Raw genomic sequence first — 18,435 nt, forward strand, 5'->3', positions numbered from 1 at the left:
CGGTCACCTCTGGCACACCGACCGGGAGCCGCGGAGTGTGGTGAGGACGCGATCAGAGCCGGTCGGCGACGCCCGATGCGACGATCCCGACGACCCCGGCCCTGCGGTCGACAGCACCCGGGTGTCGGAGCCGACAGCACCCGGGTGTCGGAGCCGACAGCGGGGGTGACGTAGGTCGCGGTCGCCGACCCGCCGGCCGGACGTACGGTGTGAACCTGGGTTCACCAATGCCGCCGGCCTGACGCGGGCCGGCCGTAGCGCGAGGAGGCGCCGTGGCGCACGCCGTGATCGTCGATGCCGTTCGTACCGCGAGTGGCAAGGGCAAGATGGGCGGGTCGTTGTCGGGCCTGCATCCGGTGGATCTGCTGGCGCAGACCATCAAGGGGTTGGTGGACCGGTCGGGTATCGACCCGGCGGTGATCGACGACGTGATCGCCGGCTGCGTGGGCCAGGCGGGGGAGCAGTCGTTCAACATCGCCCGCAACGCGGCGCTGGCGGCCGGGTTGCCGGTGGAGGTGCCCGGCACGTCGGTGGACCGGCAGTGCGGTTCCAGCCAGCAGGCGGCGCACTTCGCGGCGCAGGGCGTGATCGCCGGCGCCTACGACGTGGTCATCGCGGGTGGCGTGGAGTCGATGAGCCGCGTGCCGATGGGCTCGCACTCGATGGGCAAGGACCCGTTCGGCCCGATGATGCACGCCCGGTTCGCCGCGGATCCGCTGGTGCCGCAGGGTATCTCGGCGGAGCTGATCGCGGCGCAGTGGAAGTTCGACCGGGAGGACCTGGACAGCTACGCCGCCCGGTCGCACCAGCGGGCCGCCGCCACCGCCGCGGCCGGCGGGTTCGCAAGGGAGATCCTGCCGCTGCCGGTGACCGCCGCCGACGGCAGCCAGGTCACTTTCGCGGCCGACGAGACGGTGCGCGCCTCGACCACGGTGGAGGGCCTGGCCGGGCTCAAGCCCGCGTTCCAGACCGAGGAGTACGCGCAGCGGTTCCCGCAGATCGGCTGGCACATCACTCCGGGCAACTCCTCGCCGTTCACCGACGGGGCCTCGGCGGTGCTGATCATGAGCGAGCAGCGGGCCAAGGAGCTGGGCCTGACCCCGCGGGCCCGGTTCCACAGCTTCGCGGTCACCGGCGACGACCCGCTGATGATGCTGACCGGCCCGATCCCGGCGACCCGGAAGATCCTGGGCCGCAGCGGCCTGTCCATCGACGACCTGGACGCCTACGAGGTCAACGAGGCGTTCGCGTCGGTGCCGCTGGCCTGGCAGCAGGAGTTCGGCGCGGATCCGGAGAAGCTCAACCCGCGCGGTGGGGCGATCGCGCTCGGCCACCCGCTCGGCGCGTCCGGCACCAAGCTGCTCACCACGATGCTGCACCACCTCGAGGACACGGGCGGCCGCTACGGCCTGCAGACCATGTGCGAGGGCGGCGGCATGGCCAACGCCCTCATCCTCGAGCGTCTCTGAGACCGCACCACAGCACACCTGCCCGACGGCAGGACTGCGGGTGCCGGCACCCGGCAGAGCGGGTGCCGGCACCCGCAGTCCTGGGCGTCCGGCGGGTGAACTGACGGGATCTGGTCAGTTCTGTTCAGAACTGCGATCCCCAAGGTCGAACAGCCCCGCGCACGACTCCCCATGACAGCGTTGCCATCAGCGCACTTTCGATCGTCTGATTCGATCCAGAGACTGAAATCCCTTTCCGGGCAATCCTCTTGGTGAACAGTGCGTGCCATCCTTGCTCCCTCATCCGGACGCGGGCGTCGAGGTGTCGCCCCACGAAGGCGCACCGACCGGCCCGCCGTGTGCAAGGAGCCGCCGTGACGAAGTACGTCTACAAGTTCACCGAGGGCGACAAGGACCAGAAGGATCTGCTCGGCGGCAAGGGCGCGAACCTCGCGGAGATGACCCGGCTCGGCCTGCCGGTACCACCCGGGTTCACCATCTCGACCGAGGCCTGCCGGGAGTACCTGGCGCAGGGTGCGGAGCCCGGCGAACTGCGCGTGCAGGTGACCATGGCGCTGCGCAACCTGGAGGACGAGACCAACCGCCGGCTCGGCGACCGGCACGACCCGCTCCTGGTGAGTGTCCGCTCCGGGGCGAAGTTCTCGATGCCGGGCATGATGGAGACGGTGCTGAACGTCGGGCTGAACGATGCCAGCGTCAAGGGTCTCGCCGAGGCCAGTGGCGACGAGCGGTTCGCCTGGGACTCCTACCGCCGGTTGCTGCAGATGTTCGGCCGTACCGTCCTTGACATCCCCGGCGAGGTCTTTTCCGACGCGATCGACAAGGCCAAGGCCACCCGGGGCGTGCTGTCCGACGTCGACCTGGACGTCGACGACCTGCGAGGGCTCGTCCGCGAGTTCAAGGACGCGGTGCTGGAGCACAGCGGGGCCGAGTTCCCGCAGCATCCGCGCGAACAGCTGGACATGGCGATCCGCGCCGTCTTCGACTCCTGGAACACCGACCGGGCCCGGCTCTACCGGCGCCGCGAGCGCATCCCGCAGGACCTGGGCACCGCGGTCAACGTCTGCACCATGGTCTTCGGCAACCTGGGCTCCACCAGCGGCACCGGAGTCGCCTTCACCCGGGACCCGGCGACCGGGCGGCCCGGCGCCTACGGCGACTACCTGCCCAATGCGCAGGGCGAGGACGTCGTCGCCGGCATCCGGAACACGCTGTCCCTGGAGGATCTGGCTGCCTCCGACCCGGCCTCGCACGCCCAGCTGCAGAAGGTCATGCGGCGGCTGGAGAACCACTACCGCGACCTGTGCGACATCGAGTTCACCGTCGAACGCGGCCAGCTGTGGATGCTGCAGACCCGGGTCGGCAAGCGCACTGCCGCTGCGGCCTTCCGGATCGCCTCGCACCTGGTCGACGAGCAGCTGATCACCATGGACGAGGCCCTGTCCCGGGTGTCCGGGAACCAGTTGGCGCAGTTGATGTTCCCGCAGTTCGACCCGAAGGCCGAACGCACCCGGCTCACCAGGGGGATGGCCGCCTCCCCGGGTGCGGCCGTCGGCAAGGTGGTGTTCACCTCCGCCGAGGCGACCCGCCGCGCGGCCGAGGGCGACACGGTGATCCTGGTCCGCAAGGAGACCAACCCGGACGACCTCGAGGGCATGCTGGCGGCCGAGGGCATCCTCACCGCGCGCGGCGGGAAGACCAGTCACGCAGCGGTTGTCGCCCGTGGCATGGGCAAGACGTGTGTCTGCGGCGCCGAGGAGCTCGAGGTCGATGCGGTCGCCAAGCGGGTGCAGGTGGGCTCCACGGTCATTGCCGAGGGCGATCTGATCTCCATCGACGGCTCCACCGGCGAGGTGTTCATCGGTGCGCTCGAGGTCGTCCCGTCGCCGGTCGAGACCTACCTCGAACACGGCCTGGAGCGGGCAGTGGCCGAGGTGGACGAGCAGACCGCCGAACTGGTGCAGGCCGTCGACCGGTTGCTCGGGCATGCAGACCAGCGCCGCCGACTGCAGGTGCGGACCAATGCGGACACCGCCGAGGACGCACTCCGGGCACGGAGTCTCGGTGCGCAGGGCATCGGTCTGTGCCGGACCGAGCACATGTTCCTCGGTGACCGCCGGGCGTTGATCGAGCGGGTCATCCTGGCCGACGACGCCGCCGGCCGGGACGAGGCTCTCGCGGCGTTGCTGCCGCTGCAGCGGCAGGACTTCGAGGACCTGCTGACGGCGATGGACGGGCTGCCGGTCACCATCCGGCTGCTCGACCCGCCGCTGCACGAGTTCCTGCCCGACCGCACCGATCTCGCCGTCAAGGTGGCGCTCGCCGGAGCGGCCGGCACCGACACGGAGGAGACCCGGCAGGACAGGCAGATGCTGTGGGCCGTGGAGCGGATGCACGAGTCGAACCCGATGCTGGGGTTGCGCGGTGTCCGGCTCGGCCTGCTGGTGCCCGGTCTGTTCGCGCTGCAGGTACGGGCGATCGCCGAGGCGACGGTCGCCCGGCGCCGGGCCGGCGGCGACCCGAAGGTCGAGATCATGGTCCCGCTGGTCGGTTCCGTGATGGAGCTCTACCTGGTCCGCGACGAGTCGGACGGCATCATCGCGGAAGTTGCTGCGGCGGAGGACATTCCGCTGCAGATCCCGATCGGCACGATGATCGAGCTGCCGCGGGCCGCGCTCACCGCGCACCGGATCGCCGACGCCGCGGACTTCTTCTCCTTCGGCACCAACGACCTGACCCAGACGACCTGGGGCTTCTCCCGGGACGACGTCGAGGCGGCGGTGTTCGCCGCCTACCTGGAGAAGGGCGTGTTCACCATCTCGCCGTTCGAGGCGATCGACGCCGACGGCGTCGGCCGCCTCGTGCAGATCGCCGCGAAGGAGGGGCGGCGCACGAAACCCGAACTGAAGCTGGGTGTCTGCGGCGAGCACGGCGGTGACCCGGAGTCCATCCACTTCTTCCACGCCACCGGGCTGGACTACGTGTCCTGCTCGCCGTTCCGGGTCCCGGTGGCCCGGTTGGAGGCGGGGCGGGCCGCCGTCCACGGGGAGCCGGCCCGCCGCTGATCCGGCGCAGCGCCGGGGGCGCAGGGGGCCGACGTGGTAGCGTCGGCCCCCTGCCCTCGTGAGACCGCTGATCAGGAGCCCGATCCCACCGATGCCGAGCGCACTGCACTCACTGAAGTCCACGGCCCGGACGGTCGCCTACTCCGCGTTCGGCAAGCTGCCGCCGCGGGTCCGCCGGGGCCTGGTCGGAGTGCTCACGCCGTCCTTCACCGTCGGCGCGCTGGCGATCCTGCACGACGGCGACAAGATCCTGTTCGTCCGGCAGCTGCACCGGCCCGGGTTGGCGCTGCCGGGCGGGCTGCTCAAGAAGGGCGAGTCGGCGCGGACCGGATTGGCCCGGGAGCTGTCCGAGGAGATCGGCGTCGATCCGACCGGGCTGGCACCGGCGCCCGACACCGCTCACGTCGATCCGGCCAAGAAGCGCGTCGACCTGATCTGGCTGCTGCCGACCGACCGGCAGCAGGTCGAGGTGGCCACCGGCTCCGAGGTGCTGTCCTACGAGTGGCGCACGGCCGCCGACGGCGAGCTGACCCCGCAGACCAAGGAGATCCTGGCCGGGATCGCCTCCCGCCTGCCCTGATCGGCGGGGTGCTGCGATGACACGGATCCAGCCGTGACAACTGTGCCGGAGCCGGCCGGGGTGGTGCTCGCCGCGGGCCGCGGGTCCCGGATGAGCCCGCTGACCGATGTGGTGCCCAAGCCGCTGCTCACCGTCGGCAACGTGTCCCTGCTGGAGCTGGCGATCCGCCGGATGGAGCGACTGACCTCGTCGCTCGCCGTCAACGCCCACCACCTGGCGGACCAGATCGCCGCCGCGGCCGGGCAACTGCACCCCGGCATCGAGGTGTCGTTCGAGCGGGAGAGGCTGCTCGGCACCGCCGGTGCGCTCTGGCAGCTGCGGGACTGGATCGACGGTCGGCCGGTGGTGGTGGCCAACAGCGACGTCTGGTTGCAGGGCCCGGTCGACCAGCTGCTCGAGGGCTGGGACGGCCGCCGGCCGCGGCTGCTGGTCAAGGACATGGGCCGGCCGGCCGACTTCGGCACGCTGCGGTTCCTCGGGGTGTCCACCGTTCCGGCGGACGTGGCCGCCCGGCTCGGCCCGGATCCGGACGGGTTGTACGCGGCGGTCTGGAAGAACGCCCACGCGTCGGGGGGACTGGAGTTCGTCGAGGTGGTGGGCGAGGCCCACGACTGCGGCACCCCGGCCGAGTTCCTCACCGCCAACCAGCTCGCCGCCGGCACCGACTCGGTGGTCGCGCCGGATGCCGTGGTGGAGGGGACGATCCGCGAGGTGGTGCTGCTTCCCGGCGCCCGGGTGGCGGCGGGGGAGCACCTCGAGCGGGCGATCCGGGACGCCTGCGGCCACACGCTGGACGCGGGCGATACAGTCCGCCCGTGACCGCCCCCGGTACCACCCGTACCCATGTGCCCGCCTGGCACCGGCTGCTGGGTCTGCTGCGGATCGCCTTCGCGCTGGCCACGTTGGCCGCCGTCATCGGGCAGATCGTCATCTCGACGGGACGTCCCGGGTTCCGGGTGGACAACTTCTTCTCGTTCTTCACGATCGAGTCGAACGTGCTGAACATGGTGGTGATGGGCGCCGCAGGGGTGCTTGCGCTCTCCGGTCGGTCGGCCACCCGGCTCGCCGCCTGGCGTGGGGCTGCCACGCTCTACATGACGATCACCGGTATCGTGTACGTCACGCTGCTGTCCGGTCTCGAGGCCTCGCTGCAGACGGCGACGCCGTGGGTGAACACGATCCTGCACTACCTGATGCCGGTGGTTGCGCTGGTCGACTTCCTCGTCGACCGCACGGTGCGGCCGCTCGGGTTCGTCCGGCCGGGGCTGTTCTGGCTGATCTTCCCGTTGCTCTACCTGATCTACAGCGAGATCCGCGGGCCGATCATCGACTGGTACCCCTACCCGTTCCTGAACCCGGACAACGGGATCGGCGGAGTGGTGGTGGCGAGCCTGGGCATCGCGGTGCTGGCCGTCGTGCTGACCTGGCTGCTCTGCTTCTCGACCCGGGCACGCACGCCTCGTCCGTAGATCGCCGGCGGCTGCCCCCGATCTCGGGTGGCCGATGTCGTCAGGCCGGCGTTGGTCGGCCACCGTTCGTCAGGCCACCCCGGCCTCGGATCTCCGGCGTCAGATGGCCGATGCGGGCAGCGGGGACAGATCCGACTGCCGCTGCCGGGACGGCCGGGCGGCGAGCAGTGCGTGGATGCCGAGGAAGACCACCGCGAGCACCTCGGTCAGCGCCAGGCCGCGCTCGACCAGGCCCAGTGGGACCGCCTGCCACCAGCGCGTGGTGCTGCTGACCAGCATCGCGACCAGGATCCAGACGAACCACAACGGCGAGATCACCGCGAACCAGAAGGCGGTGCGGGAGGCCCAGCTGCGCACCTTGTCCGCGCGGACCAGCAGGATCACCGCGAGCGGCAGGGCCAGGAACGCGACCAGGCTGGCCATCCGGTGCACCGTGCCGCTGGCGCTCGGGCCGACGGACCAGTTGTGCTTGGGGAAGACGACCAGGGTGAGCATCCCGACCACCCACAGGGTCCCGAACAGGTGCCCGAACGACAGCTTCCGCATGCTGCCGGAGACCAGGGGAGCGGCGAAGACGGCCAGCGAGCCGAGCGCCAGGGCGACCACGCCGGCGTTGAACACCCACGCCAGGTCGGACAGCCCGTACTCGCTGATGGTCCGGCGGACGAGGGAGGTCTGATTGGTCGGCGGGATGACGTGGAGCAGCCCGACCAGGACGATCGAGGACGCCGCCCCGACGACGCCGACGGTGCCGAGCACCCGGGCCGAGCGGGTCCGGTCGGCGGTCGTCGATGCGGTCCCGACGGTGCCGGTGGTGGTGGCGACGTTCACCGCGGTCTCGGCCACGGTCACCTCTTCTCGTCCTCGTGCCCTCCCGGTCGGTGCCGGACGGACTGCTTGCTCGGTGCACGACGGCGGGCCCCTGCCGGTTCGATCCGGTCGATCGCGGTGCACGGAACCGTGACCACGACCTGAACCGGACCGGTACCCCCGGCGTCCTCCCCACCAACGGTACCGACGCCGGAATGGTGCCCGGTGTGACCGAAAACGTGCCGAAAGCCGCAGCCGGTGATCCGGGCGCTGGTCGTTCCGACATCACGATCGGGCGACAACTCGGCGGAACGGGAACCGGCTGCGCTCCGAAGCGTGTCAATAGGTGTAGGTCAACACGAGGTAAAGGCGCATGCGGCACCATGGGGGTGCCGTCGGCGCAGCAGCCGCCCGCGGCACGGGTGGCGAGGAGGGAGCGGTACAGATGACGGGTCGACGGATGCGACTGATGGGGATCGCGGCGGCAGCACTCGCCTGCGTGCTGGTGGCGGCCGGCTGCTCGCCGTCCTCGGGTCAGGCCGACGTCACCGATCCGGCCTTCGTCACCACGCCCGCCACGACCGCCGCTGCGAGCACCCCGTCGAGCTCCCAGGTGACGGTCACCGTGCCGGCCGGGACCACCTCGGACACGGCCAGCGGCGGGAGCACGTCGACCACCCCGGAGCCGACCACACCCACCACCCCGTCCACCTCCTCCAGCACACCGCCGCCCGTTCCGGCAGCGAAGGTGACCACCACCCCGGCGACCGGCAGCAAGGGGATCTCGCCGGTCGCGCCGATCTCGGTCAAGGTGGCCGAGGGCACGCTGCAGAAGGTCTCGCTGAAGAACTCGCAGACCGGCGTGACCGTCGAGGGGAAGATGGCCGCCGACAAGCTGTCCTGGACGGTGACGCCGGAGCTGGGCTACGGCAAGAACTACACGCTCACCTCGACCGCGGTGAACGCCGAGGGCAAGGCCAGCACCCACGAGACCACCTTCGCCACCATCACCCCGGACAACCAGACCGATGCCTCCACCTTCCCCCGGGACGGCTGGAAGGTCGGTGTCGGACAACCGGTTTCGGTCGTGTTCGACGAGCCGATCACCGACAAGAAGGCCGCTCAGGACGCCATTACCATCTCCACGAACCCGAAGCAGGAGGGCGCCTTCCGCTGGTTCTCCGACAGCGAGGTGCACTGGCGGCCGAAGGTCTACTGGAAGCCCGGGACCAAGGTCTCGGTGAAGGTCGACATCTACGGCAAGGACCTCGGCGGCGGCCTCTACGGCATGCAGGACGAGGCGTTCTCGTTCACCGTCGGCGACTCGATGATCGCGGAGATCGACGACAACTCGAAGATCATGGTGATCAAGAAGAACGGCGCCGTGATCAAGGAGATGCCGGTCTCGTTGGGCAGCAACACCTATCCGACCTACAACGGCGTGCACGTGGTCGCGGAGTCCTACGAGGAGAAGATCATGGACTCCTCGACCTGGGGCCTCACCGGCACCGGCGCCTACCGGACCCGGGTCGAGTGGGCGGTGCGGATCAGCTCCACGGGCGAGTTCGTGCACGCCGCTCCCTGGTCGGTCTGGGCGCAGGGCAGCGAGAACGTCTCGCACGGCTGCGTCAACGTGTCCACCGAGAACGCCAAGTGGTTCTACGACAACTTCACCTTCGGCGACATCGTCGACATCAAGAACACCGTCGGTACCGACCTGCAGTCCTGGGACGGCTACGGCGACTGGCAGCTGAGCTGGGACGTGTACCGCCAGGGCTCCGCCTGACCGTCCCTGCCCCGCCCCCGTGTGGCATGGATCAACATCGTCCGCAGGCCGTCCGGGGCAGGAAATGGGACTGGTGTGACGGGTGGCGACGAGTTCGCCCCTGCGTCGGCGCCGGTACCCGGTGAAGCTCCTGACACCACGATCGGGCGGTGAGCGGCAGGTCGCGGCATCCGGGTGACGATGCCCGTGTCAGTCTGTCCCTGTGACGATGCCGCGACACTCCGCTACCGCGCCCGCCCATGAGCACCGGACCGCGGAGCATGCCCGGCTCGCCGAGGCGCCGGCCGCGGGCTCACCGTGGCGGCTGTGGGGCCCGTACCTGTCCGGCCGGCAGTGGGGGACCGTGCGGGAGGACTACAGCGCCGACGGTGATGCCTGGTCCTACCTGCCCTTCGAGCAGGCTCACGCCCGCGCCTACCGGTGGGGGGAGGACGGCCTCGGCGGGATCTGCGACCGGTTCGGCTTCCTCAACTTCTCCGTCGCGCTGTGGAACGGCAAGGACCCGGTGCTCAAGGAACGGCTGTTCGGGCTGACCAACGGCGAGGGCAACCACGGCGAGGACGTCAAGGAGTACTTCTGGGCGCTGGACGGCACGCCCACCCACTCCTGGATGCAGTGGATGTACCGCTATCCCCAGGCCGAATACCCGTACCGGCAGCTGCGCGAGGAGAACGCCCGCCGCGGCAAGCAGGACCGCGAGTACGAGCTCTCCGACACCGGCATCCTGGACCAGAACCGTTTCTTCGACGTCACTCTCACGTACGCGAAGGCCTCGCCCGACGACGTCTGCATCGACGTCACGGTGACCAACCACGGTCCGGAGACCGCGCCGCTGCACGTGCTGCCGCAGGTCTGGTTCCGCAACACCTGGTCCTGGGGACGGGACGACCGCACCCCCGACCTGCAGCCGCTGGACCCGCGGCTGGTCGGGCTGGACCTGCGGGCCGTCGAGTGCCGGCACAGCTTCCTCGGCCGCTACGTGCTGACGGCCGAGGGCTCGCCCGAGGTGCTGGTGTGCGCGAACGAGACCAATGCGATGGTGCTGTTCGGCGATCCGGAGAACCCGACCGAGTACACCAAGGACGGCATCGGCCGTCGGGTCGTGCACGGCGAGACCGGCGCCGTGCACTCGGGATCCGGGACGAAGGCGGCGTTCTGGTACCAGGTCGAACTGGACCCGGGCGCGTCGGCGAGGTTCCGGCTGCGACTCTCGATGAACGACCCGGAACCGACGACCTTCGGGCCGGCCTTCGACGCGGTGATGGCCGACCGGTCCGACGAGGCCGACGAGTTCTACGAGCACGTCATCCCGGACACCCTGGACGACGTCGACACTGCCGTCGCCCGTAAGGCTTTCGCCGGCCTGCTGTGGAACAAGCAGCTCTACCGGTACGACGTGCAGCAGTGGCTGGACGGTGATCCCGCCTACCCGGCCCCGCCGCCGCAGCGGCAATCGGCCGAGGGGCGGAACACCTCGTGGACCCATCTCAGCCTGGCGGACGTCATCTCGATGCCGGACGAGTGGGAGTACCCGTGGTTCGCGTCCTGGGACCTGGCGTTCCACTGCGTCGCGCTGGCGCACGTCGACCCGGAGTTCGCCAAGGAGCAGCTGCTGCTCCTGCTCCGCGAGTGGGCGATGCACCCGGACGGCCAGTTGCCCGCCTACGAATGGGCTTTCGGTGACGTGAACCCGCCGGTGCACGCCTGGGCGGCGCTGCAGGTGTTCCGGATCGACGGCGAGCACGACACCGACTTCCTCATGCGGGTGGCGACCAAGTTGCTGCTCAACTTCGCGTGGTGGGTGAACCGCAAGGACAGCGACGGGTCGAACCTGTTCGAGGGCGGCTTCCTCGGCATGGACAACATCGGCCTGTTCAACCGGTCCGCGGCGCTGCCGGCCGGGTTCCGGCTGGAGCAGTCCGACGCGACCAGTTGGATGGCCTTCTTCTGCCTGCAGATGTTGCGGATCTCGCTGGAGCTGGCGGCCGTGGCACCGCCGTTCGACGACGTGGCGACCAAGTTCCTCGAGCACTTCCTGGCGATCGCCCGGGCGATGAGATCCTTCGGTTCGCAGGACGTCTCGCTGTGGGACGACGAGGACGGCTTCTTCTACGACGTGCTGGTGCACCCGGACGGCGGGGTGCAGACGTTGCGGGTGCGGTCGATGGTCGGGCTGCTGCCGGTGCTGGCCGTGGCCGGGCTGCCGGTGGAGATCGCGGCGCTGCCGGACTTCGCGTCGCGGCTGGCCTGGCTGCAGCGCCGCCGGCCGGACCTGCTCGGCGGACTGGTCAGCGGTGCGGATCCGGAGGGCGACCGGCTGCTGGCGGTGCTGTCCGGCGATTCGCTGCGCCGGGTGCTGGAGCGGATGTTCGACGAGAACGAGTTCTTCTCCGACCACGGGATCCGCTCGCTGTCCGCCTGCTACCGCGAGCCGTACCGGACGGTGGTCGACGGCCAGGAGATGACCATCGACTACGAGCCGGGCGAGTCGCAGAGCGGGCTCTTCGGCGGCAACTCGAACTGGCGCGGACCGATCTGGTTCCCGGTGAACGTGCTGCTCGCCGATGCGCTGAAGGTGCACGGACGGCACCTGGGCGACGCCTTCCGGGTGACGGTGGCCGGGCAGGAGATGACCCTGCACCAGGCCTCGGACGAGATCGCGAGCCGGCTGGCCGGCATGTTCCGGCAGGGACCCGGCGGGCGGCGGCCGTGCGACGGGTCCCGGATCGAGGCCTCGGCCGATCCGCTCTGGGCCGGTCAGGTCACGTTCAGCGAGTACTTCGACGGCGATACCGGCGAGGGTCTGGGGGCCACACACCAGACCGGGTGGACCGCGTTGATCGCGCCCATGATGATCCGCCGGGGCGTGCGCTGACCTGGTTAGGTGCGGGCGGCCGGGATTTGGCAGAGTGGTGGACATGAGCGAACCCACCTCCGGTGCCCCCGTCACCGTCCCGACCAAGGACCTGTCCGACGGCACCACCATCCCGGCCCTCGGCTTCGGTGTCTGGCGGGTCGAGGACGACGTCGCCGAGACCGCCGTCGGCCAGGCCCTCGACGCCGGCTACCGGTTGATCGACACCGCCTCGATGTACCAGAACGAGACCGGTGTCGGCCGCGCGATCGCCTCCGCCGCCGACCGCGGGATCACCTACGACGACATCTACCTGACCACCAAGGTCAACAACGCCGACCAGGGCTACGACGAGACGCTGCGTGCGTTCGACGTGTCCGCGCAGAAGCTCGGCATCGACGTGCTGGACCTCTACCTGATCCACTGGCCGCTGCCTGCCCGCGGGCAGTACCTGGACACCTGGAAGGCGCTCGTCCAGCTGAAGGCGGACGGCAAGGTCAAGTCCATCGGTGTCTGCAACTTCCTGCCGGAGCACCTCGAGGTGATCATCGGCGAGACCGGGGTCGCGCCGTCGATCAACCAGATCGAGCTGCACCCCTACCTGCAGCAGAAGGAGGCGCGGGAGTTCCACGCCAAGCACGGCATCGTGACCGAGGACTGGTCCCCGCTGGGTGCCGGCGACAACAACCTGCTCGCCGACCCGACCCTCATCGAGATCGCCGCCCGTAACGGTGTGTCGCCCGCGCAGGCCGTTCTCGCCTGGCACCTGGCCATCGGCAGCGTCGTGATCCCGAAGTCCGTGACGCCCTCGCGCATCGTGGAGAACCTCGTCGCGGCGACCGTCACCCTGCCCGCCGAGGACCTCGGCCTCATCAACGGCCTCGACAAGGGTGCCCGGACCGGCCCCGACCCGGCCACCTTCAACCCCTCCTGATCCGTTGCTTCTCCCTCGGCCCCGGCGCTTCTTGTGCCGGGGCCGGGGTGTTTCTGGGGTGCTACGAAGGGCGTGTTCGGGCTGCCAGGGTGCGGCGTGCGGGTCGGTGTAGTCAGGGAGCGGGCCGCGAATGCCGGGAGATGCCGGCCCGACGAACGCGGAGTACGGGGCCCGCTGACCCCCGGACTCGGGCATCGGAAGGCCCCGGAACCGGCCGGACGCAGTCGTTCTCGTCCGAGCCGGTGATGCCAGCGCACGTCGAGTGTCGTTCAGGGGCCGGTGAAGGAGTTCATCAAGGGGTCTCCGCATTTCCCGGCCTCACAGCTACCGTGCCTGTTCCTGCAGGGCCGGTCGACGGGCATCGTCATTGCCCGCGCTCTCGTCGGCCGTGCAGCGACACCGCCGGGTCAGGTCGCCGCCGGCGGGGGCTCCTGCGCGAGATCAGCGCGCACCCGATCGCGAACCTCCCGCGCCCATTCCGCGTAGGTGTAGCCGAAGTCAGCTGGGTGAACCTCCGCGTCCATCTGATCTTCGAGAATTCGGGTAATCGTCTGGTCGTCGAACCGCAGCAATAAGTCGAGTTGCTCGATCAGTTCCACTTTCGCGGTGGTGCCACTCTTGAGGAATTCCTTGATCGGCTGCCAGGTGTCGTCGCCGGCGATCAATGGCCAGTCCTCGTCGTAGTAGACGTTCAGCAGATGCTGGATGCGGTAGTAGGTGCCCAACGTGAAGTCCCCTTCGGTCTACGGAGTTGACACTGGCTTCGGAAGCCCTGGGAATGATGTCTTGATAAGGTACCCAGTTGGCATCGTTGCATCCTTCTGGAGAACTACTCGATACTCTCGGAGCTTGGTGACCTTCAGCCCTTTCCTCCTTATCGAGGTTCCGATAATCAATCGACTGCGATCGTCAATTTCTAGCGGATCGATGGATGAGGATGCGAGCCAAGCATCAATGTCTGACTTGCGCTTACGTAGGGTGCGACTGATCAGTCGCTCCGCGGTACGTCGATCACGAAAACTCGACGACTTGTGCACCTTCGGGTTGTCGGTCATTCGCTGGATGAGTTCAGGTTCCGATTTCCCCACATGCCACCTTAGCGTGTGTCCCCTCTCCCATGGAGTCTCGCCTTCATGAGCTTTCAGACCTCCGCCCGGAACGATATCGCTGGACTGGCACTTCAGCCCGAGCGGGTCGATCCAGCGGGTGGGGTTGAGGACGTAGCGGTGGGGATCGGGCGCGGGGGAGAGGCCGAGGGGGTCGGGGGAGAGGTAGCGACCGGTGGCCGGGTCGTAGTAGCGGCGGAGGTTGTAGTGCAGGCCGGTCTCGGCGTCGAAGTACTGGCCGGCGAAACGCAGCGGGCACCGCGACGGATCGGATCCGGTGCCGCGGGACAGACCCCACAGCGTCGGGTCGGACGACCACACGACCTCCCGCCCGTCGACCGTCACCAGCGCGGTCGGTGACCCGGCGAGGTCGGTCAGCACGGCGAAGAGCTGCTCCCCACCGGGACCGGTCTCGTGCTGGAGGATCGGGGTCCAGTCGTCGTACTCCCAGCCTGTGACGCCGTCCTCGCGGATCTCCTCCATCAGGCGGAACTCGTCCCAGGCGAAACGGACGACCTCGAGCACGGTCCCGTCGGCCGTCCGGTGCTCCTTGCGGCGACGTCGGAACATGCAGTCGTAGCTGTAGAACCAGCTGGTGCCGTCGGGCAGGTCGACCCGGATCAGTTGGTCGTCGGCGTCCCAGACGAAATGGGTCGATTCGCCGGTCCGGACATCGCGCTTGGAGATCAACCGGCCGTCGGCGTCGTACGAGTACCCGACGTCGCCGGCCCTGGTGAGCAGGGTGCCGTCGTAGGTGCGGCGCTCCGTCACGCCGTCGAGATCGGCGGTGACGACGTTGCCGGACGGGTCGTAGCCGTACCGTTCCCGGCCCGAGGGGCCGCCGACCACCGCCACCCGGCCACCCGGGTCGAGCTCCCAGGACCGCGACCCCGACCGGTCGGAGGAGCCGATCATGGTGCCGTCCGCCAGCCGCCGGATCCGCAGGTCACGGATCTCTGCGTTGCCGCCGGCCGGCAGTCCGTCATCGAGTGGCACCTCGGATGCGAATGCAGGCTGACGGAACACCTCGCTGCCGGCCGGTACCGGGCCATCGACGTCAGAAGCGACCCCGCACGGACCTGCGGCACCACCGCCCGGGGCAGGGTCCCGGGACCCTGCCCGCTGCGCGACCAAGTCACCGACGGCATCGAGTTCGTCGACCACGGTCAGCCCGCCGGTGAAGTCCCGCCGGATGGACCGCCCTGCGCGGTCGTAGGAGTAGGTGACGTCGATGCCGCCGGTGCAGAGCGCGGCTACCCGGCCGGCCGGGTCGTAGGTCCAGAAGGTCTCGCGGCCGGAGGGCAGCCGCCGCGCGGACACCGCGCCGACCGCGTCGAACCCGACCAGCAGCTCCATCCCGTCGGTGAGCTCCACCGCCAGATCGCCGTCGTGGCCGATCAGGGTGGAGGTGTGCTCACCGGCGGCCTCCATCAGGTCGCCGCGCCCGTTCCACTCGAACCGGATCGTGTCCTGATCGGTCGACTTCGCCGAGATCCGGCCCAGCTCGTCGCGCTCGAAGCGCACCTCCTGACCGGAGGCGTTGCGCCGCAGCACCGGCTCGCCGAGCTCGTCGTAGGCGAAGGTGCAACGCCGGCCGTTGAAGTCGGTCTCCGCGACCACCTGCCCGGCCGGGTCGTACTCGTAGCTCCAGCGCAGACCCTCCGGGTTGACCACACCGGTCAGCCGCAGCTCGGTGTCGTACTCGAACCGGAACACCGCGCCGTCCGGATCGGTGCGCGACACCGGCAGGTCGAGCATCCCGATGGTCCAGCGGGTGACCGCGCCGACCTCGTCGATCTCCTCGACCAGGTTGCCCTCGGCGTCCCACCGCGACCGGCGCACCGACCCGTCCGGTCCGAACAACGCAGCGAGCCGGCCTTCCACCGTCCAGCTGCGGATCTCGGCGCCGCCGTCCGGCAGCACCGTCCGGCGGGTCCGGCCGAAGGCGTCGAGTTCGAACCGGGTCACCTCGCCGGTCGGTGCGGTGATCCCGGTGAGTCGCCCGGCAGCGTCGCTGTCGAACACGGTGACCGCGCCGAGTGCATCGGTCTCGGTCGCCGGCACGCCGGTGGAGCGATAGGTCCGCCGTGTCACCTCGTCGCCGGGCCCGGTCTCCACCAGCAGATTGCCGAGGTCGTCGTGCTCGAAGGTGGTGACCCGGCCGTCCTGGTCGGTGAGCCGGGCAGGCCGCCCGTGGCCGTCCCGCTCGATCCGCACCTGGCTGCCGTCCACTTCGATCCGCTCCAGCAACCGCCCCTGCGAGTCGCGGACGTACTGGACGGTGCGGCCCAGCGGATCGGTTTCGGTGACCACCCGGTCGAAGGAGTCGTACAGCGCGCTGCGGGTCCGTCCGATCGGGTCGACGGTGCGCACGACCTGGCCGTCCTCGTTGTACTCGTGCAGGCTGACCGCGCCGGTCGAATCGGTGACCGTGGTACGGCCCAGGCCGTACGAGAACCCGTAGGAGAGCAGCTGTTCCCGCCCGGAGGTACGGACGCAGCGGGACTCCTCGTCGTAGACGTAGGCGTACCAGACGCCGTTGCGGTCCTCCCAGCCGGTGACCCGACAGGCGGCGTCGTAGCTGAGTTTCAGCGGCAGTCCCGAGGAGTTGACGATCCCGCTGACACCCTCGGCGACGTGCTGGAACCGGACGACATCGACCATGCCGCCTGGGGAATCGGGGTCGATCAGGCCGATCCACTCGTAGCGCCCGTGCGCCGATGCGACCAGGACCTGGTACCCGCCGGAGTGCGAGATCTCGTACACCAGACCGGCACTCGTCCGGCGGAAGTCGATCCGGTTGCCGACGACGTCGGTGATGGCATGCAGCAGCAGGTTCTCGCCGAACCATCGGGTGATGTACTCGACCGGGTCGAGCACCTGCCATCCGGTACCGTCACGACGCAGCTCCCACCGCCGGGATCCCCAGCGCGCCACCACGACTCCGCTTGCCGGCAACGCCGCGGCACCCTCGAAGAGCAGGGCCGATCCGTCCTCGGTGAGCAGCACCATGTCGTCGCCCGGCTGCGGCAGCAGGCGCTGATCCAGCGTCGATGCCCAGGACTGCCCGAATCCGCCGCCCCATCGGTAGGAGCTCAGATGGGTGCGGACCAGCACCAGCGGCAGCACCGACGGCAGCTCGAGATCGACGTGATGCATGACCATCTCGCCGGTGACCACGTCGATCGGGTCGCTCGCGCAGGTGCGGCCGCGCAGCGGCATCCGGGTGCTCGCCGAGCCGAGCCCGGCATCACCTGCCCGCCCGCCTGCGGCCGCGGACCCAGCCGGAGCGGACCCAGCCGGAGCAGATCCCGCGCCCGCACCACCGGACGTCGCACGTGGACCACCGGACTTCGCGGCTCCGGAGCCGCCGGTACCGCCCGCCTTCGACCCTCCGCGCGCCCCGAGCGCACCCAGCCCGACCACCATGGCCAGGTCGGCCAGGGACGCCTCACCGGTCGCCACCTGGTACCCGGTCACCGCGACATCCGCTGCCATCACGGCCTTCGCCGCCCGCACTCCCGGGACGAGACCCAGCGCATCCAGGCCGATCTGGGACCAGGATCCCTCGCCGGTGGTCACCTTGACGCCGACGTCCATGGCGACCGCGGCGGCGCCGGTGGCCAGCGCGATGGGCCCGGCGATCGGGGTGAAGATCGGGATCAGCGCCAGCACCCCGGCGATCCCGGAGATCGTCTTCAGCAGCGACGACAGGCCCTTGATCGCGTCGATCCGCTCGCGCACCCAGTCGGACACCGAGTCGCACAGGCTCTCGAACCACCCGGGTGGCTCCTCGAACCGCAGGTCCTGCGCCTTCCGGATCTCCGACACACAGGTCTGCACGGCGAGCGAGTGCTCGGCCTGCACGCCGTTGGCAGCGTCGATGGTCTGCTGCAGGACGGCCCGGGAGCTTTCGAGATCGGCGGTGGCGGCGGGTGTCCCGGAGACGTACGGCGCATCCGACCCGGGCGGGTCAGCAGCGTCAGCAGCAGCGGCAGCACTGTCGGCGGCCGTCGCCGAGGCGACATCCGCCTCGGCCGCACCGACCAGCGCCTGCTGGGCGTCCCGATCGGCGACCAGCCCGGTCAGCCGGCCCTGGAACTCCTCCAGCCGGTCGGCGTAGCCGGACAGCGCACCCGCGACCAGTGTCCAGGCCTGGGCGGTGGTCTCCAGGCGCGGCGGGAGGTCGGCGTCCATCCGCTCCCGGTAGAGATCGCCCTCGTCACCGGCGAACTCGGTGGCGTCCAGCCGCCGGATGTCGGCCGCCGCCGTCGATGTCGCGCCGGCGAAGCTGCTCCAGCCGGCCGCCGACGCCCTGATCTCCGCCGGGCTCCCACCCAGCACGAACGGATCCCCCACGGA

General features: G+C 69.9%; 11 protein-coding genes. 8 read left to right on the forward strand and 3 right to left on the reverse strand.

Annotation, left to right across the window (positions count from 1 at the left end; all coding sequences use genetic code 11):
- Positions 1 to 272 precede the first annotated feature (272 nt).
- From GIS00_RS01710 to GIS00_RS01730, 5 genes are all read left to right on the forward strand, one after another.
- Positions 273 to 1,469: a thiolase family protein gene (locus GIS00_RS01710; RefSeq protein WP_322097342.1), complete on the forward strand. Its 1,197-nt coding sequence runs from the start codon at positions 273 to 275 to the stop codon at positions 1,467 to 1,469.
- 353 nt (positions 1,470 to 1,822) lie between these two features.
- On the forward strand, positions 1,823 to 4,534 hold the full coding sequence (gene ppdK, locus GIS00_RS01715) for a pyruvate, phosphate dikinase (RefSeq protein WP_322097343.1): 2,712 nt from the start codon (positions 1,823 to 1,825) through the stop codon (positions 4,532 to 4,534).
- 91 nt (positions 4,535 to 4,625) lie between these two features.
- Positions 4,626 to 5,114, forward strand: a complete 489-nt coding sequence (locus GIS00_RS01720) for an NUDIX hydrolase (protein WP_154766689.1) — start codon at positions 4,626 to 4,628, stop codon at positions 5,112 to 5,114.
- 33 nt (positions 5,115 to 5,147) lie between these two features.
- Positions 5,148 to 5,933, forward strand: a complete 786-nt coding sequence (locus GIS00_RS01725) for a sugar phosphate nucleotidyltransferase (RefSeq protein WP_154766690.1) — start codon at positions 5,148 to 5,150, stop codon at positions 5,931 to 5,933.
- Complete coding sequence (locus GIS00_RS01730) at positions 5,930 to 6,583, forward strand: Pr6Pr family membrane protein (protein WP_154766691.1); 654 nt, start codon at positions 5,930 to 5,932, stop codon at positions 6,581 to 6,583. Before GIS00_RS01725 ends, GIS00_RS01730 begins: the two co-directional genes overlap by 4 nt.
- Before the next feature lie 99 nt (positions 6,584 to 6,682).
- On the opposite strand, the gene GIS00_RS28255 is transcribed toward GIS00_RS01730, so the two are convergent.
- Positions 6,683 to 7,435: a DUF998 domain-containing protein gene (locus GIS00_RS28255; RefSeq protein ID WP_322097344.1), complete on the reverse strand. Its 753-nt coding sequence runs from the start codon at positions 7,433 to 7,435 to the stop codon at positions 6,683 to 6,685.
- A gap of 403 nt (positions 7,436 to 7,838) precedes the next feature.
- Between GIS00_RS28255 and GIS00_RS01740 the strand changes: the two genes are divergently transcribed.
- The 3 genes from GIS00_RS01740 to GIS00_RS01750 all read left to right on the forward strand — a co-directional run bounded on the left by GIS00_RS01740 (position 7,839) and on the right by GIS00_RS01750 (position 12,967).
- Positions 7,839 to 9,179, forward strand: a complete 1,341-nt coding sequence (locus GIS00_RS01740) for a L,D-transpeptidase (RefSeq protein WP_154766692.1) — start codon at positions 7,839 to 7,841, stop codon at positions 9,177 to 9,179.
- Between the two features lie 208 nt (positions 9,180 to 9,387).
- The gene (locus GIS00_RS01745) at positions 9,388 to 12,054 is read left to right on the forward strand and encodes an MGH1-like glycoside hydrolase domain-containing protein (protein ID WP_154767788.1); all 2,667 of its coding nucleotides are present in this window, start codon (positions 9,388 to 9,390) and stop codon (positions 12,052 to 12,054) included.
- Positions 12,055 to 12,097: 43 nt separating this feature from the next.
- Positions 12,098 to 12,967, forward strand: coding sequence for an aldo/keto reductase (locus tag GIS00_RS01750; RefSeq protein ID WP_154766693.1), 870 nt, complete (start codon positions 12,098 to 12,100; stop codon positions 12,965 to 12,967).
- Between the two features lie 407 nt (positions 12,968 to 13,374).
- Here GIS00_RS01750 and GIS00_RS01755 read toward each other — a convergent pair whose 3' ends face one another.
- On the reverse strand, positions 13,375 to 13,692 hold the full coding sequence (locus tag GIS00_RS01755) for a contact-dependent growth inhibition system immunity protein (protein WP_154766694.1): 318 nt from the start codon (positions 13,690 to 13,692) through the stop codon (positions 13,375 to 13,377).
- Between the two features lie 18 nt (positions 13,693 to 13,710).
- A complete protein-coding gene (locus GIS00_RS01760; RefSeq protein ID WP_154766695.1) occupies positions 13,711 to 18,432 on the reverse strand; it encodes an RNase A-like domain-containing protein in 4,722 nt (1,573 codons plus the stop codon).
- Positions 18,433 to 18,435: the final 3 nt, after the last annotated feature.

The sequence above is a fragment of the Nakamurella alba genome (genome assembly GCF_009707545.1).
Taxonomy (GTDB): domain Bacteria; phylum Actinomycetota; class Actinomycetes; order Mycobacteriales; family Nakamurellaceae; genus Nakamurella; species Nakamurella alba.